This window comes from Sphingobium sp. SA2 (assembly GCF_032227065.1).
GTDB lineage: Bacteria > Pseudomonadota > Alphaproteobacteria > Sphingomonadales > Sphingomonadaceae > Sphingobium.
Map to the genome: position 1 here is coordinate 518,002 of NZ_JAPMXX010000001.1, position 17,712 is coordinate 535,713.

At 63.7% G+C, this 17,712-nt stretch carries 16 protein-coding genes; 7 read left to right on the plus strand and 9 right to left on the minus strand.

Features of this window, described 5'->3' with window-relative positions; genetic code table 11:
• Positions 1 to 22 precede the first annotated feature (22 nt).
• Positions 23 to 175, plus strand: coding sequence for a hypothetical protein (locus OVY48_RS02645; protein ID WP_313921758.1), 153 nt, complete (start codon positions 23 to 25; stop codon positions 173 to 175).
• Positions 176 to 262: 87 nt separating this feature from the next.
• On the opposite strand, the gene OVY48_RS02650 is transcribed toward OVY48_RS02645, so the two are convergent.
• From OVY48_RS02650 to OVY48_RS02680, 7 genes are all read right to left on the minus strand, one after another.
• A complete protein-coding gene (locus OVY48_RS02650) occupies positions 263 to 1,207 on the minus strand; it encodes an IS110 family transposase (RefSeq protein WP_313921759.1) in 945 nt (314 codons plus the stop codon).
• Positions 1,208 to 1,552: 345 nt separating this feature from the next.
• On the minus strand, positions 1,553 to 2,701 hold the full coding sequence (locus tag OVY48_RS02655; RefSeq protein ID WP_313921760.1) for a M20 aminoacylase family protein: 1,149 nt from the start codon (positions 2,699 to 2,701) through the stop codon (positions 1,553 to 1,555).
• A gap of 251 nt (positions 2,702 to 2,952) precedes the next feature.
• Positions 2,953 to 3,447 carry an Lrp/AsnC family transcriptional regulator gene (locus tag OVY48_RS02660; protein ID WP_043149307.1) on the minus strand — a complete coding sequence of 165 codons (495 nt, stop codon included), beginning with the start codon at positions 3,445 to 3,447 and terminating at the stop codon, positions 2,953 to 2,955.
• 19 nt (positions 3,448 to 3,466) lie between these two features.
• Positions 3,467 to 4,852, minus strand: coding sequence for an aspartate aminotransferase family protein (locus tag OVY48_RS02665; protein WP_313921761.1), 1,386 nt, complete (start codon positions 4,850 to 4,852; stop codon positions 3,467 to 3,469).
• A 299-nt stretch (positions 4,853 to 5,151) separates the two neighbouring features.
• Entirely contained in the window at positions 5,152 to 6,228 is a 1,077-nt protein-coding gene (locus OVY48_RS02670; protein WP_313921762.1) for a tartrate dehydrogenase, read from the minus strand.
• Between the two features lie 101 nt (positions 6,229 to 6,329).
• Complete coding sequence (locus OVY48_RS02675) at positions 6,330 to 7,793, minus strand: NAD-dependent succinate-semialdehyde dehydrogenase (RefSeq protein ID WP_313921763.1); 1,464 nt, start codon at positions 7,791 to 7,793, stop codon at positions 6,330 to 6,332.
• Complete coding sequence (locus OVY48_RS02680; RefSeq protein ID WP_313921764.1) at positions 7,790 to 8,647, minus strand: GNAT family N-acetyltransferase; 858 nt, start codon at positions 8,645 to 8,647, stop codon at positions 7,790 to 7,792. Before OVY48_RS02680 ends, OVY48_RS02675 begins: the two co-directional genes overlap by 4 nt.
• A 219-nt stretch (positions 8,648 to 8,866) precedes the next feature.
• Between OVY48_RS02680 and OVY48_RS02685 the strand changes: the two genes are divergently transcribed.
• From OVY48_RS02685 to OVY48_RS02700, 4 genes are all read left to right on the plus strand, one after another.
• Positions 8,867 to 10,339: an aldehyde dehydrogenase family protein gene (locus OVY48_RS02685; protein ID WP_313921765.1), complete on the plus strand. Its 1,473-nt coding sequence runs from the start codon at positions 8,867 to 8,869 to the stop codon at positions 10,337 to 10,339.
• Between the two features lie 61 nt (positions 10,340 to 10,400).
• Entirely contained in the window at positions 10,401 to 10,787 is a 387-nt protein-coding gene (locus OVY48_RS02690) for a DUF393 domain-containing protein (RefSeq protein ID WP_313921766.1), read from the plus strand.
• Positions 10,784 to 12,100: an AarF/ABC1/UbiB kinase family protein gene (locus OVY48_RS02695; RefSeq protein ID WP_313921767.1), complete on the plus strand. Its 1,317-nt coding sequence runs from the start codon at positions 10,784 to 10,786 to the stop codon at positions 12,098 to 12,100. The genes OVY48_RS02690 and OVY48_RS02695 overlap by 4 nt, the downstream gene beginning before the upstream one ends.
• Before the next feature lie 90 nt (positions 12,101 to 12,190).
• On the plus strand, positions 12,191 to 14,947 hold the full coding sequence (locus tag OVY48_RS02700) for a response regulator (protein ID WP_313921768.1): 2,757 nt from the start codon (positions 12,191 to 12,193) through the stop codon (positions 14,945 to 14,947).
• Positions 14,948 to 14,951: 4 nt separating this feature from the next.
• Here the strand turns inward: OVY48_RS02700 and OVY48_RS02705 are convergent, their stop codons facing one another.
• The gene (locus OVY48_RS02705) at positions 14,952 to 15,539 is read right to left on the minus strand and encodes a PAS domain-containing protein (RefSeq protein ID WP_313921769.1); all 588 of its coding nucleotides are present in this window, start codon (positions 15,537 to 15,539) and stop codon (positions 14,952 to 14,954) included.
• A 135-nt stretch (positions 15,540 to 15,674) separates the two neighbouring features.
• Between OVY48_RS02705 and folE the strand changes: the two genes are divergently transcribed.
• Positions 15,675 to 16,286 carry a GTP cyclohydrolase I FolE gene (gene folE / locus OVY48_RS02710; protein WP_313921770.1) on the plus strand — a complete coding sequence of 204 codons (612 nt, stop codon included), beginning with the start codon at positions 15,675 to 15,677 and terminating at the stop codon, positions 16,284 to 16,286.
• Between the two features lie 4 nt (positions 16,287 to 16,290).
• Complete coding sequence (locus OVY48_RS02715; RefSeq protein WP_313921771.1) at positions 16,291 to 17,265, plus strand: FAD-dependent oxidoreductase; 975 nt, start codon at positions 16,291 to 16,293, stop codon at positions 17,263 to 17,265.
• On the opposite strand, the gene OVY48_RS02720 is transcribed toward OVY48_RS02715, so the two are convergent.
• Positions 17,262 to 17,696: a DUF3429 domain-containing protein gene (locus OVY48_RS02720; RefSeq protein WP_313921772.1), complete on the minus strand. Its 435-nt coding sequence runs from the start codon at positions 17,694 to 17,696 to the stop codon at positions 17,262 to 17,264. The genes OVY48_RS02715 and OVY48_RS02720 overlap by 4 nt on opposite strands.
• Between the last annotated feature and the right edge of the window lie 16 nt (positions 17,697 to 17,712).

A 17,712-nucleotide genomic window follows, 5' to 3' on the forward strand; every position in this document is an offset into this window, starting at 1 on the left:
GCCAATCTTTGCAACAGAGCCATTGCGCCTGCGCTATCGTCTGAAGCCGAAACTCAATATCTACACGGCCATCGTCCATGAACGGCTGCTGGGCGGCACCCGCGCGCTCGGCCGGTCGCAGGGGGAGGTGCTGCAATCCACCGCTGCCGTGATCGGCTTCGGCTTCAGCCTCTAAAGCGTGATGACTTTACTCAGAACCGTTCGTCCTGAGTAGCCCCTTCGACTGCCTGCCAAGGCAGGCGCTCAGCAACCGTATTGGGTGTCAAGCGAGATTGGCCCATGGCTTATCGTGCTGGACGATGGCGTTTGCGATGATGAGGAGTTTTCGCATGGCGGCGGTGATAGCGACTTTGGGCGCTTTGCCCTCGGCGCGGAGGTGTTGATAGAAGTCGCGAATGGTTGGATTGAAGCGGATTGCGGGCAGGGTTGCCATATAGAGGGCGCATCTAACCGAGAGCCTACCGCCGGTAATATGCGCCTGACCGCGCCACTGTCCGCTATCGCGGTTCATGGGAGCGACGCCGGCAAGGGCTGCGATCTGCTTTTTGTCGGCGATACCAAGTTCGGGGAGTTCGGCGATCAGCACAGCCGCTGTCGTGGCGCCGATGCCTGGAATGGACTCCAGCAGCATAGCTTTGCGCGTGAGCGTGGCATCGGCCGCGATTTCAGCCCTTATGCGCGCATCGCACTGGCCGATCTGTCCTTGCAGGAAGGCGATATGCTCACGGATCGAAGCCAGCGTGTCGGTGTCATCGAGGCCGGAAAGGCGCTGCTTTTCGGTAGCCAGCATATCGACCAGTTGCCGCCTTCTGCGTACTTGCTCGGCAAGGCGCGCCTGATTTTCAGGAGTTGGCGGTGTTCTGGCGGGTTGCATGACATCAGCGAAGCGTAGGATGATGCCAGCGTCAAGCGCATCGGTTTTGGCAAGTTGGCCGGTCGCTCGCGCAAAATCCCGCACTTGCCTGGGATTGACGATACTCATGGCGATCCCCGCTGTTCCCATCTGCCGAGCGAGCAACCGTCCATAGCGGCCCGTTGCCTCGCAGACGATATGGGGATGGTCAAGGAGCGCAAGCCGCCTTCTTAAAGCCGCGATCCCTGCCACCGTGTTGGTACTACGCCAAACCCGGTTTGCCCCAGGCATGGCAATATCCAGTGCCGCCTTCGATACATCGACGGCAACATATTGGCTGTTATTCGACATCATGTTTTCTCCACCTTGCATACGAGCTCAAGGCTCAGGCAACCGTTCGAGACGATCATGGATGGAGCGGACGGCTTTGCTGAGAATCACGAGCTTAGCGCCCAAGGACAGGCACAGCCTATCCGCTCCGACATATCTGGGATCATGACCCCGGATATGTCGGCATCAATTCAATCGAGGCTGAAATGAATGCCAACCCCAATATGCAAGGACAGGCATTGAGCGAAGTCGAAATGGCGTATCGAAGGATATAAGCGCAGCCGACCCTTCGATACGGGTCTTCGACAAGCTCAGCCCCTACTCAGGGCGAACGGCGTGATGCGACTTAAAATCATGTTGCTCTAGCGATCAACGCGCCAGATGCCGCTCGGCCAGAGCGACATGCAGTTTGATGCCCAGCGCCAGCACATCGTCATTGAAATCATAATGCGGATTATGCAGCGGCGTGCCGCCATCACCCTTTGCCTGCCCCAGCCAGATATAAGCCCCCTTGCACGCCTGTAGCATGAAGGCGAAGTCCTCCGAGGTGAAGGCGGGATCGGGCGCGATCACCGCATTCCCCACCGTCGCGGCCGCATCCAGCGCTTCCTGCGCCGCCTCCGCATCGTTGATCGTCGCGGGATAATAGCGCTGATAATCGACGGTCGCGGTGACACCATTGGCGATGCCGATGCCCGCCGCAATCTCTCGGATCGATGCTTCGATCCGGTCCTGCACCGCCGGGTCGAAGGTGCGCACCGTGCCGCTGACGCGCACCTCGGCCGGAATCACATTATGCGTATGCCCGCCATGGATCTGCGTGATCGACAGCACCGCCGACGCCGTCGCCGCGATCCGGCGCGATATGATGGCGTTCAGTTGCTGCACCATCGCAGCGGCTGCCTGGATCGCGTCGGGCGTATCCTGCGGGATGGCGGCGTGGCCGCCGCGCCCTTCCAGCACGATCTCGAACTTGTCCGCCGCGCCCATGATCGGGCCGGGCCGCGTCGCGATCGTACCGGCGGGCAGGTCGGGCCAATTATGCAGTCCGAACACGCGATCGCATGGGAAGCGATCGAATAGCCCCTCGTTCACCATCTCGCGCGCGCCGCCATGCCCCTCTTCGGCGGGCTGGAAGAAGAAATTGACCGTGCCGTCGAAATTGCGGGTCCGGCTCAACTGCTGCGCCGCGCCCAGCAGCATCGCGACATGGCCGTCATGGCCGCAACCATGGAAGGTGCCGGGCGTCGTGCTGGCATAGGGCAGGTTGGTCTGCTCCTGAATCGGCAGCGCATCCATGTCCGCGCGCAACCCGATGCTGCGCCCCGACGTCCCGTTGCGCAACACAGCGACGACGCCTGTCCGCCCGATCCCCTCATGAACATCCAGCCCCAGCGTGCGCAGCTGCTCGGCGATCCGCCCGGCGGTGCGATGCTCGCAAAACCCCAATTCAGGATGCGCATGAATGTCGCGGCGAAAGGCGATCAGCGGTTCGATCAGATCGGATATGTCGGTCATGGCAGCACCCTAAACTATGGCAGTAATCGATCCTCCCCTTGTAGGGGAGGTGGCAGGGCGTAGCCCTGACGGAGGGGTGTCGCCCCCTCGATAGGGTGACACCCCTCCACCACTCGCTTCGCGAGCGGTCCCCCTCCCCTTACAGGGGAGGATGTTGGTGTCCGGCTTGTCAAACTACATAATCGCCTAAACTATATCTTCCAGAGACTATCGTGTTCCCGCGCAGGCGAGAACGCGTTTCCCCCCCAATCCTACCGCTGTTCCCCGAACAGATGCTGGATCGGATAATGATGTTTGATGAAAGGCGATTTGATCACGACGTAGCTGAAATATTTTTCGATGCCATAATCGCTTTCCAGCATGCCTTCGACGATCGACTGATAATGCGCCACACCCCGCGTCACGAATTTCAGCAGATAATCATAGCCGCCGCTGACCAGATGACATTCGACGATTTCGTCCAGCTTGCGGATGCGCGTTTCGAACCGCGAAAAGTCCCCGGCCCGATGTTCGGTCAGCGTCACTTCGGTAAAGACGGTCAGATATTCGCCCAGCTTATGTAGGTTGATATGCGCGCCATAGCCGGTGATGTAGCCCGCTTTCTCCAGCCGCTTGACGCGGGTGAGGCAAGGGCTTGGCGACAGGCCGACCGCATCGGCCAATTCGACATTGGTGATCCGGCCCGACATCTGAAGCTGCGTCAGGATCTTCAGGTCGATCCTGTCCAGTCTGGGTCCGCCCAACATATGCCTTGCTCCCCTTATCTTATCCCAGCGCCGCGCGAATATCCGCCTGTTCGAGCAGTCCGTCGAGTGTTTTCCGAATGCGCGCGAATATCTCGTCCATCTCCGCATCCGACGCGCACAGCGCCGGGGCAAGCCCGATAATATTGTCGGCAAAGGCACGGAAGATGACGCCATTGGCATAGCCATCGGCAAAGAGCCGATCGGCGACCTTGAGCGACGGGTCGAACCGCGCCTTCGTGCCCTTGTTCGCCACCAGTTCGATCGCACCCAGCAGCCCGCGCCCGCGCGTGTCGCCAACCAGCGTATGATCGGCCAGGCCCGCCAGCCCCGCGTCAAAGCGCGCCGCCACCTTCTGCCCGTTCGCCAAAATGCCGCCTTCGGTATAGAGGCGCAGCACTTCCAGGCCCACCGCCGCGCTGACCGGATGACCTGAATAGGTCGCGCCATGGCCGATCACGACATCGGCAGCCGCGCCATCGGCAATGCCCTGATAGATGATGTCCGACATCAGCACCGCGCCCATCGGCACATAGCCAGCGGTCAGCCCCTTGGCGACGGTCATCAGGTCCGGCGTCACGCCTTCCGCTTCGCAGGCGAACATTGGCCCGGTCCGGCCAAAGGCAGTGATGACTTCGTCGGCCACCAGCAAGATGTCGAGTTCGTCGCACGCCTGCCGCATGGCTTTTAGCCAACCGACCGGCGGCACGATGACGCCGCCCGATCCCTGGATCGGTTCGCAGAAGAAGGCGGCGACATTGTCGGCACCCAGCTCCGCAACCTTGTCCTTCAACTGCTGCACCGACCGCGCGATGATCGCGGCATCGTCGCCTTCCAGATCGCTGCGATAGGGGTAGGGCGACGCGATATGATGCTGCCAGCGCAGCGGCAGGTCGAACCCGCGATGGAAATTGGCGAGCGCCGTCAGGCCAGCGCCGGTGGTGCTGGAACCATGATAGCCGCGCTCCAGCGCGATACACTGTTTCTTGGCGGGCTTGCCGATCGCGTTGAAATAATGGGTGATGTAGCGGATCGCGCTATCCACCGCGTCCGACCCGCCCAGCGTGAAATAGACATGATCCAGGCCTTTGGGCGAAAGCTCGACCAACCGCTGCGCCAGTCGCACCGCGGGTTCGCTGCCGAAATGGAAATAACCGGTCGCATAGGGCAGGCGGCGCATCTGCTCGGCCGCGACCTCAGCGATGCTGTCCTGACCATAGCCGACATTGACGCACCACAGCCCCGCAAAGGCATCGAGCAATTCCTTGCCGTCCATGTCGGTCAGCCACATGCCCTTGCCGCTTTGCAGCAGGGTCGCGCCGCGCGCTTCATGCGCCCGGAAGGAGGTGACGGGATGGATCAGGTGATCGCGGTCGATGTCCAGCAGGGATCGGTTGGATTGGTGCATCGTCGGGTTGCTCGCCATGGATGGTTATGGAGCCCAGCCTATCGTCCCGCCGCGGGGGCAAAGCCCGATATGGCACCAATAGCGACCATCGCCGCCCTTTATGATGAACCAACGCAGCATATTATGCCGCTGTCCTACAGGATGCCATTTGTGCCACAATGCTGTTCCCCGGCCTTCGCCGGGGAACAGGGAATATCGCAACGCACTTTGTCATCGCTCAATGTTCCGATAGGATCAGGCGACCGTAACAAAATGTCGCAATTTGCGGGAAATATGCGAAGTTAAGCGCTTCCCGTCCATCACGCCAGCGCGTCGGCAATCGCCTTGCCGCACTGCTCGGTATTGGCTGTGCCTTTCAGATCGCCGGTGCGCAGGCCGGGTTCCGCCAGCACGGTTTCGACCGCGCGCATGATCGCGGCGGCGGCGTCCACCGCGCCCAGATGCTCCAGCATCATCGCCGCCGACCAGATTTGCCCGACCGGGTTGGCGATGCCTTTTCCCGCAATATCGGGCGCGGAGCCATGGACCGGCTCGAACAAAGAAGGGTGGGTGCCGTCCGGGTTGATATTGCCCGACGGCGCGACGCCGATTGTGCCGGTGCAGGCCGGGCCAAGGTCCGACAATATATCGCCGAACAGATTGGACGCGACCACGACATCGAACCGATCGGGGTTCAGCACGAATTGCGCCGTCAAAATGTCGATATGATATTTGTCATGGGTCACGGTCGGATAGTTTTTGGCCATCTCTTCCACCCGCTCATCCCACCAGGGCATGGTAATGGCAATGCCGTTGGACTTGGTCGCGGACGTGACATGCTTGCGGTCGCGCGTCGCAGCAAGATCGAAGGCATAGCGCAGCACCCGGTCGGTCCCATGGCGCGTCATCACCGTTTCCTGGATCACGATCTCGCGATCGGTGCCGGGAAACATCTTGCCGCCAACCGAACTATATTCCCCTTCCGTATTTTCGCGCACGACCCAGAAATCAATGTCGCCCGGCTCGCGCCCGACGAGCGGGCAGGGGACGCCGGGCATCAACCGCACCGGGCGCAGATTGACATATTGGTCATATTCGCGCCGGAACTGGAGCAGCGACCCCCAGAGCGACACATGATCCGGCACCGTATCGGGCCAGCCAACCGCGCCGAAGAAGATCGCGTCCGGCTTGCCGATCCGCTCCTTCCAATCGTCCGGCATCATCTGCCCATGTTTGGCATAATAGTCGCAGCAGGCGAAATCCTGCCATGTCTGCGCGATCGAAAAGCCATACAGGCTCGCCGCCCGCTCCAGCACGCGAATGCCCTCAGGCATGACCTCCTTGCCGATGCCGTCGCCGGGAATGACGGAGATGGAATAGGTGCGATTGTTCGCCATAAAAACTCCCGTTCGGGCTGAGCCTGTCGAAGCCCTGTTCTTTCTTGAAGTGAAGTGCGGCCCTTCGACAGGCTCAGGGCGAACGGAATTTTTACGTGTGGTTACAGTTTCAACCCGCCGATATGAAACGCCTTGGTCTCCAGATATTCCTCGATTCCCAAACGCCCGCCTTCACGGCCCAACCCGGACATCTTGACCCCGCCAAAGGGCGCAACCTCCATCGCGATCGCCCCGCTGTTGAGCGCGACCATCCCCGCCTCCAGCCGCTCCGCCACGCGGAAGGCGCGGTGCAGATTTTCGGTGTAGAAATAGCTCGCCAGGCCATAGCTGGTCGCATTGGCCAGTTCGATGCCTTCCTCTTCATGGGTGAAGCGGAACAGCGGCGCGACCGGACCGAACGTCTCCTCCTCCGCCAGCCGCATGGCGCGCGTCGCGCCGGTCAGCACCACCGGGCGGGCAAAACGCTCACCCATCGCGCCTTCGGGTGCCTGCGCGAACAAAGTCGCGCCATGGGACAGCGCATCCTCGACATGCGCCTTCACCTTGTCGGCGGCCGCCGCATTGATCAGCGGCCCGATCGTGCTGCCAGGCTGGTCGCCCGGCGCGACGGTCAGCGCAGACACCGCCTTGGCCAGCTTCTCGGCAAACTGGTCATACACGGCGTCCTGCACCAATATCCGGTTGGCACAGACGCAGGTCTGCCCGGCATTGCGGAACTTGCTGACCATGGTGCTGGCAACGGCCAGGTCGATGTCCGCATCGTCGAACACGATCAGCGGCGCATTGCCGCCCAGTTCGAAGCTCACCCGCTTGATCGTATCGGCACATTGCCGCATCAGCAGCGCGCCGACGCGGGTCGATCCGGTGAAGGACAATTTGCGCACCACGGGACTAGCGGTCAGCGTCCCGCCGATCGCCGTCGGCATGCCAGTAACGATGTTGAACACGCCTGCCGGAAAGCCCGCTTGCTCGGCCAGCTTCGCCATGGCCAGCGCGCTATAGGGGGTCAGTTCGGAAGGCTTCACCACCACCGGGCACCCCGCCGCCAGCGCAGGCGCGCATTTGCGCGTGATCATCGCGGACGGGAAATTCCACGGCGTGATCGCGGCCGACACCCCGACCGGCTCCTTCATCACCAAGATGCGACGATTGGCTTCCGGCGCAGGGATCATGCCGCCTTCGACCCGGCGCGCTTCCTCTGCAAACCATTTGATGAAGCTCGCCGCATAGCGGATTTCGCCCTCGGCTTCGGCCACCGGCTTGCCCTGCTCGGCGGTCATGATCCGACCCAGATCCGCGACATTCTCCAGCACCAGCGCATGCCAGCGCTCCAGCACGGCAGCGCGGTCGGCTGCCGTCCGCGACTTCCACGCCGGGAAAGCCGCCTCCGCTGCGTCGATGGCCGCCTGCGTATCGGTTTCGTTACAATCCGGCACAGTGCCGATGATCGCGCCGGTCGCGGGATTGTCGACCGGCACAGTAGCGCCGGAGGCAGCCCCGACCCACGCGCCGCCAATATAGGCGCGTTCGACGAAAAGAGCGGGGTTGTTGAGGAAGAGGGTCATCCGAGCGCCTGTGTCGTGAGGGAAAAGACTTGGACGGCTGCGTCCGTCTGCGGCAACGGCCCGCGCACCATGCGCATGACCCGGCCGACGCAGGGCAGGCCCAACTCGTCGAGCCATCCGCCCAGCCCGCTTTCTTCCGGTATATCGAGCCGACAGAAAGTGCCGCTGTTCGACCCCAGCCAGTGCGAGATCAACGCCTTCGCCCCGCCGACATCGGGCGCGATGGTCGGCCCCACCACATAGCCACGCCCGAACCGGCGAAATAGCGCAAAGCCGACCGGTTCGTTGCTGCGCGTCAGCACCACGCCCTGCGCGCCCGGCACCAGCGCATCGAGCAGCGCGTCGCGGTTCATGCCCGTGGCCCGGCGCGCCAGATCATGCAGCGACGACATATCCTTCGCGCCCAAAGGCCGCACCCGCTCATCGGGGATCAGTTCGGCGACCGGCACGGAAAAAGCCGCGCCCTGATGCTGAAACACCGGGCCGATGCTTTCGAAACCCAGCTTGCGATAAAGCGGCGCGCCTTCGTCAGTGGCGTTCAACAATATGGTGCGATCGCCCAGATCGGCCATCACCGCTTCCATCAGGCGACGGCCCAGCCCCATGCCCTGCGCAGCGGGCGAGACGATGACCATGCCCAGCGTCGCCGCATCCAGGCCATAGAGCCAGGCCATGGCCGTGCCGATGACTTCGCCGTCGCGCTCCGCGACATAGCCGAGGCCAAGGCTCAGCAGCATCTCCCAATCTTCGATCCGGTGCGGCCATTTCTGTTCGCTGGACAAGGCATGGCCCGCGGCCAGATCATCCACGGTCATGCGCCGCAGGTCCACCATCGCCTCTATGCCTGTCGCCATGCGTCTTGCTCCATTGGCGGGAAAGGGTCGCCCGCCTGTCTTGGTCGAAATCATCGGATTCCCATTGTCGGCGCGACCATAAATGCCGCGTTCAAGCATTGGCTGCTGCCTTCGCCCCGATTTTGGAACATTATCGCGCAGATTTTCCTGCGCAACTGCAACACATGCCGCGCACGATCCATATTCTGTCCGCCAGCCCGCCAAGAGGAAAGCTGTGCCATGGACATTTTCAACCCTGATCTCATCGCCTTGCCGCAGGGCAGCAATTTCATCGGCGGGCGGCGTGTTGTGGGCCGCGGTCCTGCTATCGCGGTGCGGCGGCCGTCCGACGCGCGGGTCTATGCCGATCTCGACAGCGCGGACGAGGCGCAATTGGGTGAGGCGGTCGAGGATGCCCAGCGCGCCTATAAGAACAGCGGCTGGGCACAGACCGACCCGCGCGGGCGGATGCGCGTGCTGCGCCGCTGGGCCGCCTTGATCGAGGCTGACATGGAGACGCTCGCCCCACTCGAAGCGCTCGGCTCCACCCGGATGATCCACGAAATCCGCGCCTGGGATGTGACCTATACGGCTGAAACGGTGCGCTTCTTTGCCGAATGGGCGGACAAGGTCGGCGGCGAGGTGGCGGCGACCACGCCCGACAAGCTCGGCCTCACCATCCACGAACCCTATGGCGTCGTCGCGGCGATCGCGCCGTGGAACCTGCCGCTGGTCATGGCCGCCTGGAAAATCGCACCTGCCATTGCGGCGGGCAACAGCATCGTCCTCAAGCCGTCGGAAATGACGCCGTTCAGCATCGTCCGCCTCGCCGAACTGGCGATCGAAGCGGGCTTGCCGGCCGGTATCTTCAACATCGTGCAGGGCGACGGCCGCTCGGTCGGCGATCCGCTGGTGCGCCGCCCTGAAGTCGCCAAGGTCACTTTCACCGGATCGACCGCGACCGGCGCGGCGATCATGACCGCCTGCGCCCAGACCGGGCCAAAGCCGGTGACGCTGGAACTCGGCGGCAAAAGCCCGCAGATCATCTTCGCCGACGCCGCGCTGGACAAGGCGGCGGCGATCGTCGCGCGGGCGATCACGCTTAATGCGGGCCAGGTCTGCGTCGCCGGTTCCCGCCTGCTGGTGCAGGAGAGTGTCGCCGACGAGGTGATCGACCGTATCGTCACGTCCTTTGCTGCGCACAAAATGGGACCGACCTGGGCCAGCGACAGCACGCTTGGCCCCATCATTTCGGAAGGGCAGCTCGACCGGATCGATGGCATCGTCCAGCGCGCCGTGGTCGCTGGCGCGGAAATCCTGACTGGTGGCGGTCGCGCCGCCGCGCCGCAGGATGGCAGCTATTTCCAACCCACTTTGCTGCAAAATGCTGCGCAGCATAGCGAGGCGGTGCAGGGCGAGATTTTCGGCCCCGTGCTGACCGTCCAGACCTTTGCCGACGATGCTGAGGCCTATGCGCTGGCCAATGACAGCGCCTATGGCCTGGCCGCTGGCGTGCATACCACCGATGTCGCGCGCGCGCTGCGCGCCACCCGTGCGCTGGAAGCCGGAACCATCTGGGTCAACCGCTATGGCCGCAGCAACGACTTCATCCTGCCCACCGGCGGCTATAAGCAATCGGGCATCGGCAAGGATCTGGGGCGAGAGGCCTATCTCGCCAATCTCAAGACCAAGGTGGCGTTGATCGAGTTCTGACGCCGGGGCGTGCCCGAAAGACCATGTCGCGCCAAGGGCTTGGGCGTGGGAAGCGCGCCATATGAACACAGTCCTCCCCCACGATGATCGCGCCGCCGCTGGTGACGCTCGCGTGACGGTGTGGTATGATGGCGCATGTCCCTTATGCCGCCGCGAAATTGACCTGATGCGCCGATTGGACCGGCGCGGCCGGTTGCATTTCATCGATGTGGCCCGTGCCGACGCCACCTGCCCGATCGACCGTGCCGCCCTGCTGGCGCGCTTCCACGCCTGCGAAGATGGCCGCATGCTGGAGGGCGCAGCCGCCTTTGCCGCCATGTGGCGCGCCATTCCGCTGCTCCGTCCCTTCGGCCTGCTCGCGCGCTATCGCCCCGTCCTGGCGCTGCTCGACGGGCTTTACACCTACTTCCTGCGCTGGCGACCGGCGCTGCAAAGGCGGCTACGATGAGCGATCGCTATCGCAAAGTGCCCTCCGCCCGGCTGTCGCGCTTCGCCGCCTTCGGTCAGATGGCGGGCGGCGTCGCATCGGGCATGGTGGCGGAGGGCGCACGGCGGCTGGCGCGCGGGGAACGGCCGCAAATGCGCGACCTGTTGCTCACGCCCGGCAATGCGCAGCGCGTGACCGAACAATTGTCGCGCCTGCGCGGCGCGGCGATGAAGCTGGGGCAGATGATCTCGCTGGACGCGGGCGACATGCTGCCACCCGAACTGACGGCCATCCTCGCCAAGTTGCGCGACAATGCCCATCATATGCCGCCTGCCCAATTGCAAAAGGTACTGGCCACGCAATGGGGGCAGGACTGGCGGCGGCGTTTTGCCCATTTCGAAGCCAGCCCGATCGCGGCCGCCTCGATCGGCCAGGTCCATCGCGCCCGCCTGCCCGATGGCCGGGTAGTCGCGGTAAAGGTGCAATATCCCGGCATCGCCGACAGTATCGACGCCGATGTCGACAATGTCGCGACCCTGCTGCGCCTGTCGGGACTGCTGCCCTCGGCGCTCGACATCGCGCCGCTGCTGGGCGAAGCCAAGGTCCAGCTACATGAAGAGGCCGACTATCTGCGCGAAGCGCGGCAGATGCAGCTTTATGCCGATCGCCTAGCCGACGACCCCCGCTTCCTGGTGCCCCGTCCGCTCGACGATTGGACCACGGACCAGGTGCTGGTGATGGATTATATCGCAGCGGACTCGATCGACACGCTCGCCGACGCATCGCAGGCGGTGCGCGACCGGTCGATGGCCGCGCTGCTCGACCTTGTGCTGCATGAACTGTTCGTCTTCGGCCATATGCAGACCGACCCCAATTTCGCCAATTATCGCTGGCGTCCCGAAAGCGGGGAAATCGTGCTGCTGGACTTCGGGGCCGCGCGCCCGGTGCCGCCCGAAACGAGCAACGCCTATCGCACATTGTTGCGGGCTGGCCTTGCGGGCGACCGGGATGGCCTGCGCGCGGCGCTCATCGATGTGGGCTTCGTGTCGCCCGCCCTTGTCATGCGGCATGGCGCTGCGCTTGATGCCATGATCGACACCATCATTGCCCATGTGCTGCGCCCCGGCCTGTTCGATTTCGCCGATCGCAGCTTCGTCGCGCGCCTCCGCGAGCAGGCGACGCCGGTCGTGGCCGATACGGCCAGCTGGCACCTGCCGCCGGTCGAAACCATGTTCGTCCAGCGCAAGGTCAGCGGCACGGCGTTGCTCGCCGTCCGCATGCAGGCCCGCCTGCCACTGGTGGATATGGTCGCGGGGATGGTGGCGCCGGACTAGCGGCCGATTTTGGGACATGGCGGCCCACGGTTCGGCGCAAATTCCGTGACATGAGTTGACACATTCCCGTCATCGCGGCAGCGCCGGACGATGACCATCCGCCAGACTCGCAGCATCGCCCTGACGCCCGAATGGGACGGCTTCATCGCCGATCAGATTGCCAAGGGCGTCTATGCCGATGCCGACGCGATATTGCTCGCCGGTTTGCAGGCGCTGCGCGATGGCGCACAGGCGGCCCATCCGGTGCTGCCGGGCTGGCCCTTCGGCGGTGGCGAATGTGGTGCCATCGTCCGCCGCTTCGACTGGGCCTCGACCGCGCTGGGGGCGATTGCCACATGGTCGGTCGAATTGCGCGCGACGGTCGGCAATATCGTCAATTCGCCGGTGGCCAAGGTGCTGATGTGGGGACCGGACCATGTCATGATCTATAACGACGCCTATGCCCAGATCGCAGGTGCGAACCACCCTGCTGCGCTGGGCGGGACCGTGCGCGGCGTATGGCCGGAAATCTGGGACTTCAACCAGCGTGTGCTGGAAGCAGGGCTCAAGGGCGAAAACCTGTCCTACCTGGAACAGCCCTTGGTCCTCAACCGCGGCGGCGTGTCGCAAACCGTCATTTTCGACTTGTTCTACACGCCTGTCTTTAACGGCGACGGCACGGTCGGCGGGGTGATGTGTACCTGTATCGACAATAGCGTCCGCGCCAAGTTCGAAGCCGACCTGTCGCTCAGTAACAGCCGCTTCCGCATGGCGATGGAGGCGGTGCATGGCGTGCTGTGGAGCAACAGCGCCGATGGGCGGATGGTCGGCGAACAACCCGGCTGGGCCGCGCTGACCGGCCAGTCCTATGACGAATATCAGGATTTCGGCTGGGCCAACGCCGTGCATCCCGACGATCAGGCTGACAGCGTCCACAGCTGGAACGAAGCAGTCGCGGCCAAGCGCATGTATGTCCATGAACATCGGCTGCGCCGCCATGACGGCATGTGGCGCGTCTGCGCTATCCGCGCCCTGCCGATCCTCAGTGATGCGGGCGAGATCATGGAATGGGTCGGCGTCCACACCGACATCACCCACCAGCGCGCGGCCGAAGCCGCCTTGCGCGAACAGGCCGACATGCTGGCGCGGCAGGTGCGCCATCGCGAACGTGCCGAAGACCAGTTGCGCCAGCTCAACGAAACGCTCGAAGCGCGCGTGATCGCCGAAATCGACGAACGGCGGCGGACGGAAGCCAAGCTCGCCCAGGCGCAGAAGATGGAGACGATCGGCAAGCTGACCGGTGGCGTCGCCCATGACTTCAACAATCTGCTGCAGATCATATCGGGCAATCTGCAATTGCTGGCCAAGGACGCGGCGGGCAATCCGCGCGTCGAAAAGCGGGTCAACAACGCGATGGCGGGCGTCTCGCGCGGCGCCAAACTCGCCAGCCAGTTGCTCGCCTTCGGGCGTCGCCAGGCGCTCGAACCGCGCGTCGTCAATGCGACCCGCTTCGTGCGCGGGATGGACGACATGTTGCGCCGCGCGATCGGCGAGGGCGTAGAAATCGAAACCGTCGTGGGCGGCGGCTTGTGGAATACCTTTATCGATCCGGCCCAGTTCGAAAACGCCCTGTTAAACCTCGCCATCAACGCGCGCGACGCGATGGACGGGCAGGGTCGCCTGACCATCGAACTCGGCAATGCCCATCTCGACGCCGATTATGCCCGCGCGCATGATGAAGTGACGCCGGGCCAATATGTCATGCTGGCGGTGTCGGATACGGGTTCGGGCATGGATGCCGACATTCTCGCCAAGGTGTTCGAACCCTTCTTTTCGACCAAGGGCGAAGGCAAGGGGTCGGGCCTTGGCCTCTCCATGGTCTATGGCTTCGTCAAACAATCGGGCGGCCATGTGAAAATCTATTCCGAAGTGGGCGAAGGCACGACCGTCCGCCTCTATCTGCCCCGCTCGATCGAAAGCGAAGATGCCGAGGTCCAGATGGACAGCGGGCCGATCAGCGGCGGCACCGAAACCGTGCTGGTGGTCGAAGATGACGAGGAAGTCCGCGCCACCGTGGTCGAGGTGCTGACCGACCTTGGCTATAATGTCCTCAAGGCACCGGACGCGGCGGCAGGTCTGATCGTCATCGAAAGCGGTATGCCGATCGACATCTTGTTCACCGATGTCGTGATGCCCGGCCCGCTCAAAAGCCCGGAACTCGCGCGCAAGGCGCGCGAACGGCTGCCCAATCTCGCCGTCCTCTTCACATCGGGCTATACCGAAAATTCCATCGTCCATGGCGGCAAGCTGGACGCCGGGGTCGAACTGCTCTCCAAACCCTATACCCGCGAAGCGCTGGCGCGGCGCTTGCGGCATGTCCTCGATAACCAACGGCAACGCAACGCCATTGCACAGCAGCCCGGCGACACCCCCGTGGCACGGATCGGCGCGACGGTGCTACTGGTCGATGACGACGCTTTGATCCGGCAACATGCCGCCGAAATCCTCAAAAATGCCGGATGCCTGGTGATCGAGGCTGGCAGCACCGAAGACGCGATGATGGCCTTGCAGACCGCGCCGGTGGACGTGCTGGTGACCGACCTGCATCTGCCCGGCGCGTCCGGCGTGGCGCTCGCCGAAGCGGCCCGCGCTCAACGCGGCACCATCGCCATTCTCTTTGCCACCGGCGACGGGCAACTCGCCGCGCGCGACGCCCTGCCCGGCGACATGGTGCTGAACAAACCCTATGACGCGGTCCAACTGATCCAGGCTGTCCAGGCCGCGATGCGCGCGTATGACTTGCGGCCCGATCCCGAAGCGCTGATCCCGCCCGCGCCCCAACCGATGCGGGAGGTGGAGAAGGACTGACCGCTCAGTAGCCCGCTTCGACCGCCAGGCGGATGGCGTCGGCGCTGGTCGACACGCCTAGCGCCTTGAGCAGCGCGGCCTTGTGCATCTTGACCGTCCGCTCCGACAGGGTGAGCGCATAGGCAATCTGCTTGTTCAGCTTGCCCGTTGCCATCAGCATCAACACTTCGCGCTGCCGCACCGACAGGCGCGAAATCTGCGCATGGGCCTGGGCGCGGCGGGCGACGATACCGATCGTCGGGTCCATCACCTCGACCTGCGACCCCAGAAAATATTCCAGCACGCCTTCCTCGTCGAAGATCGGCGCGACCAGCACGGCATTACGGAACGGCGTGCCGTTCTTCTTGTAATTCAGTATTTCCACCAGTGCGGGCCGTTGCTGGCGGATCGCCGTGCGCAATGTCTCGGTCAACCAGGGCTCCGTGTCCGCCCCTGACAGAAAGCGGCAATTATGCCCGACTATTTCATCACGGCTGAACCCTGTAAGTTCCATAAATGCCGCATTGCATTCGATGATGGGATTGTCGGGCAGGCGCGGATTGCTGATGACTGTCGCGACCGGACTGTTGGCGATCATTTCTACTAAGGACATGCGTAATCTTAATCCCGTAAACGGCTGATGCACCATGCCCGGTTGGACATGTTGTGGCACTACCCCCCTTAGCGGCATTGTTAACCAGACGCAGCGGCACGACGGTCGTGGCAATGACGGATCGAGGGGTGCCCGATGAACTTCATGTTGCATGATCATGACGCGTTTGACGAGTCCGACACGCAAATCATCCCTGATGCGGTGCTGGAGGCAGTGCGCACCCTGTTACGCTGGTCAGGCGACGACCCGGACCGCGAAGGCCTGGTCGATACCCCCAAGCGGGTCGCCCGCGCCTGGCAGGAATATTGCAGCGGCTATCAGGAAAATCCCGCCCTGCACCTCGACCGGACGTTCGAGGATGTCGGCGGCTATGATGAAATCGTGCTGCTGAAGGATATTCCCTTTCATTCGCATTGCGAACATCATCTGGCCCCCATCACCGGCAAGGCGTCGATCGCCTATCTGCCGCGCAACCGGGTCGTCGGCATATCGAAGCTCGCCCGCGTTTTGCATGGCTATGCCCGCCGCCTGCAGGTGCAGGAACGGCTGACCGCCGATGTCGCCCAGTGCATATGGGATCATCTGCAACCCCATGGCGTTGCGGTGGTGATAGAGGCGCAGCATGGCTGTATGACCGGGCGTGGCGTGCGGACGCCGGGCGTCTCCATGGTCACCAGCCGCCTGCTCGGCTGCTTCCTGACCGATGCCGGCAGCCGTAAGGAATTGCTGGCGCTAATGGGATATTGAACTGATGCGGGTCGCAGTAATCGGCGCTGGCATGGCGGGACTGTCCTGCGCCGATGCCTTGCGGGAAGAAGGCCATGAACCGGCTCTGTTCGACAAGGCGCGCGGGCCGGGCGGGCGCATGTCCACCCGCCGCTGCGACAGCCCGCTCGGCACGATCGCCTTCGACCATGGCGCCTCGCACTTCACCGCGCGCGGCGCGGCGTTCCGCCAGCTGGTTAGCGAATGGCACACGCAGGGCGTCGTTGCGCCCTGGCCCGTCGCCGGGCGCGACGCCTGGGTCGGCACGCCCGGCATGAATGCGCCGATCAAGGCGATGGCCGAACGGCATCCCGTAACCTGGAACTGCCCGATTGCAGGCGTCACCCATGATGGCCGCCATTGGTGGTGCCGGGGCCAGGACAGACCCTTTGGCCCGTTCGACGCCGTGGTCATCGCCGTGCCGGTCGAACAGGCGTTGCCCCTCATATCGCTCCATGATTTTCAAATGGCCCGGCTGGCCATGACGGTCGGCTCGCAACCCTGCTGGGCGGGGATGTTCGCCTTTGCCGAACCGCTCGACATCGGCCCCGACATGATCCGCCATATCGGGCCGATCGGCTGGGCCGTCCGCAACAGTGCAAAGCCGGGCCGGACCGGGCCGGAAGCCTGGGTGGTGCAGGGATCGGCGGACTGGTCTGCAACGCATCTGGAGGAGGATGCCGACCGGATTGCCACCCTGCTGCTCGACGGCCTGGCCCATGCCACCGGCCTTACCCTGCCGACGCCCGTGGTCCGCATGGCGCATCGCTGGCGCTATGCGACGCCTTCGGGCTGTTTCGCCAATGCGCTATGGAACCCTGCGCTGCAAATCGGCATGTGCGGCGATTGGCTGGCGCATGGCTTTGTCGAACAGGCCTGGCAGTCGGGCAGGGCGCTGGCCGGGGAAATGCTGGGCCTGGCGCAGGATGATGGCGCAATGGGCATCGCCCGGCGCGGCTAAAGCAGCCCTGCCAACAGCGTCAGCCCGCCTAGCCCAAGAGACAAATGCCAGCGCAGCTTGAGCCATCCGCCAAAGCCTTCCCGCCCGCGCACGATCAGGCGATCGACCAGAGGCGAGGCGATCAGCGCCACCGCCAGGATCATCAACGACGGTCGCGGCCAATCCCACCCCAGCACCCAAGGCAGATAGGTGGCAAGCGCGATCAGGCTGGGCATTACCGCCGCGACGAATATCCAGCGCGGCGGCTGCGCGATCGCCAGGCCCAACCCCCACCACACGCCGCCCAGAAACGAAAAGATGAAAGCCGCATAGCCATAGGCCACCGCCATCGCTGTCCAGTATAGCTCCGGCCCGCCTGTCAGCGTGGTGCCGATGGCGGCCATCTGCGGCAACAGCCCGCAATAACCGAGCAGCCGGGCGGACCCGTCCATCCTATCCTTTGCCTCT

Coding starts and splice junctions, on each gene's coding strand:
- OVY48_RS02650 (WP_313921759.1), bottom strand. CDS start 1,207: ATGATGTCGAATAACAGCCAATATGTTGCCGTCGATGTATCGAAGGCG.
- OVY48_RS02685 (WP_313921765.1), top strand. CDS start 8,867: ATGGACATTTTCAACCCTGATCTCATCGCCTTGCCGCAGGGCAGCAAT.
- OVY48_RS02695 (WP_313921767.1), top strand. CDS start 10,784: ATGAGCGATCGCTATCGCAAAGTGCCCTCCGCCCGGCTGTCGCGCTTC.
- folE (WP_313921770.1), top strand. CDS start 15,675: ATGAACTTCATGTTGCATGATCATGACGCGTTTGACGAGTCCGACACG.
- OVY48_RS02665 (WP_313921761.1), bottom strand. CDS start 4,852: ATGCACCAATCCAACCGATCCCTGCTGGACATCGACCGCGATCACCTG.
- OVY48_RS02720 (WP_313921772.1), bottom strand. CDS start 17,696: ATGGACGGGTCCGCCCGGCTGCTCGGTTATTGCGGGCTGTTGCCGCAG.
- OVY48_RS02705 (WP_313921769.1), bottom strand. CDS start 15,539: ATGTCCTTAGTAGAAATGATCGCCAACAGTCCGGTCGCGACAGTCATC.
- OVY48_RS02675 (WP_313921763.1), bottom strand. CDS start 7,793: ATGACCCTCTTCCTCAACAACCCCGCTCTTTTCGTCGAACGCGCCTAT.
- OVY48_RS02670 (WP_313921762.1), bottom strand. CDS start 6,228: ATGGCGAACAATCGCACCTATTCCATCTCCGTCATTCCCGGCGACGGC.
- OVY48_RS02690 (WP_313921766.1), top strand. CDS start 10,401: ATGAACACAGTCCTCCCCCACGATGATCGCGCCGCCGCTGGTGACGCT.
- OVY48_RS02660 (WP_043149307.1), bottom strand. CDS start 3,447: ATGTTGGGCGGACCCAGACTGGACAGGATCGACCTGAAGATCCTGACG.
- OVY48_RS02700 (WP_313921768.1), top strand. CDS start 12,191: ATGACCATCCGCCAGACTCGCAGCATCGCCCTGACGCCCGAATGGGAC.
- OVY48_RS02655 (WP_313921760.1), bottom strand. CDS start 2,701: ATGACCGACATATCCGATCTGATCGAACCGCTGATCGCCTTTCGCCGC.
- OVY48_RS02715 (WP_313921771.1), top strand. CDS start 16,291: ATGCGGGTCGCAGTAATCGGCGCTGGCATGGCGGGACTGTCCTGCGCC.
- OVY48_RS02680 (WP_313921764.1), bottom strand. CDS start 8,647: ATGGCGACAGGCATAGAGGCGATGGTGGACCTGCGGCGCATGACCGTG.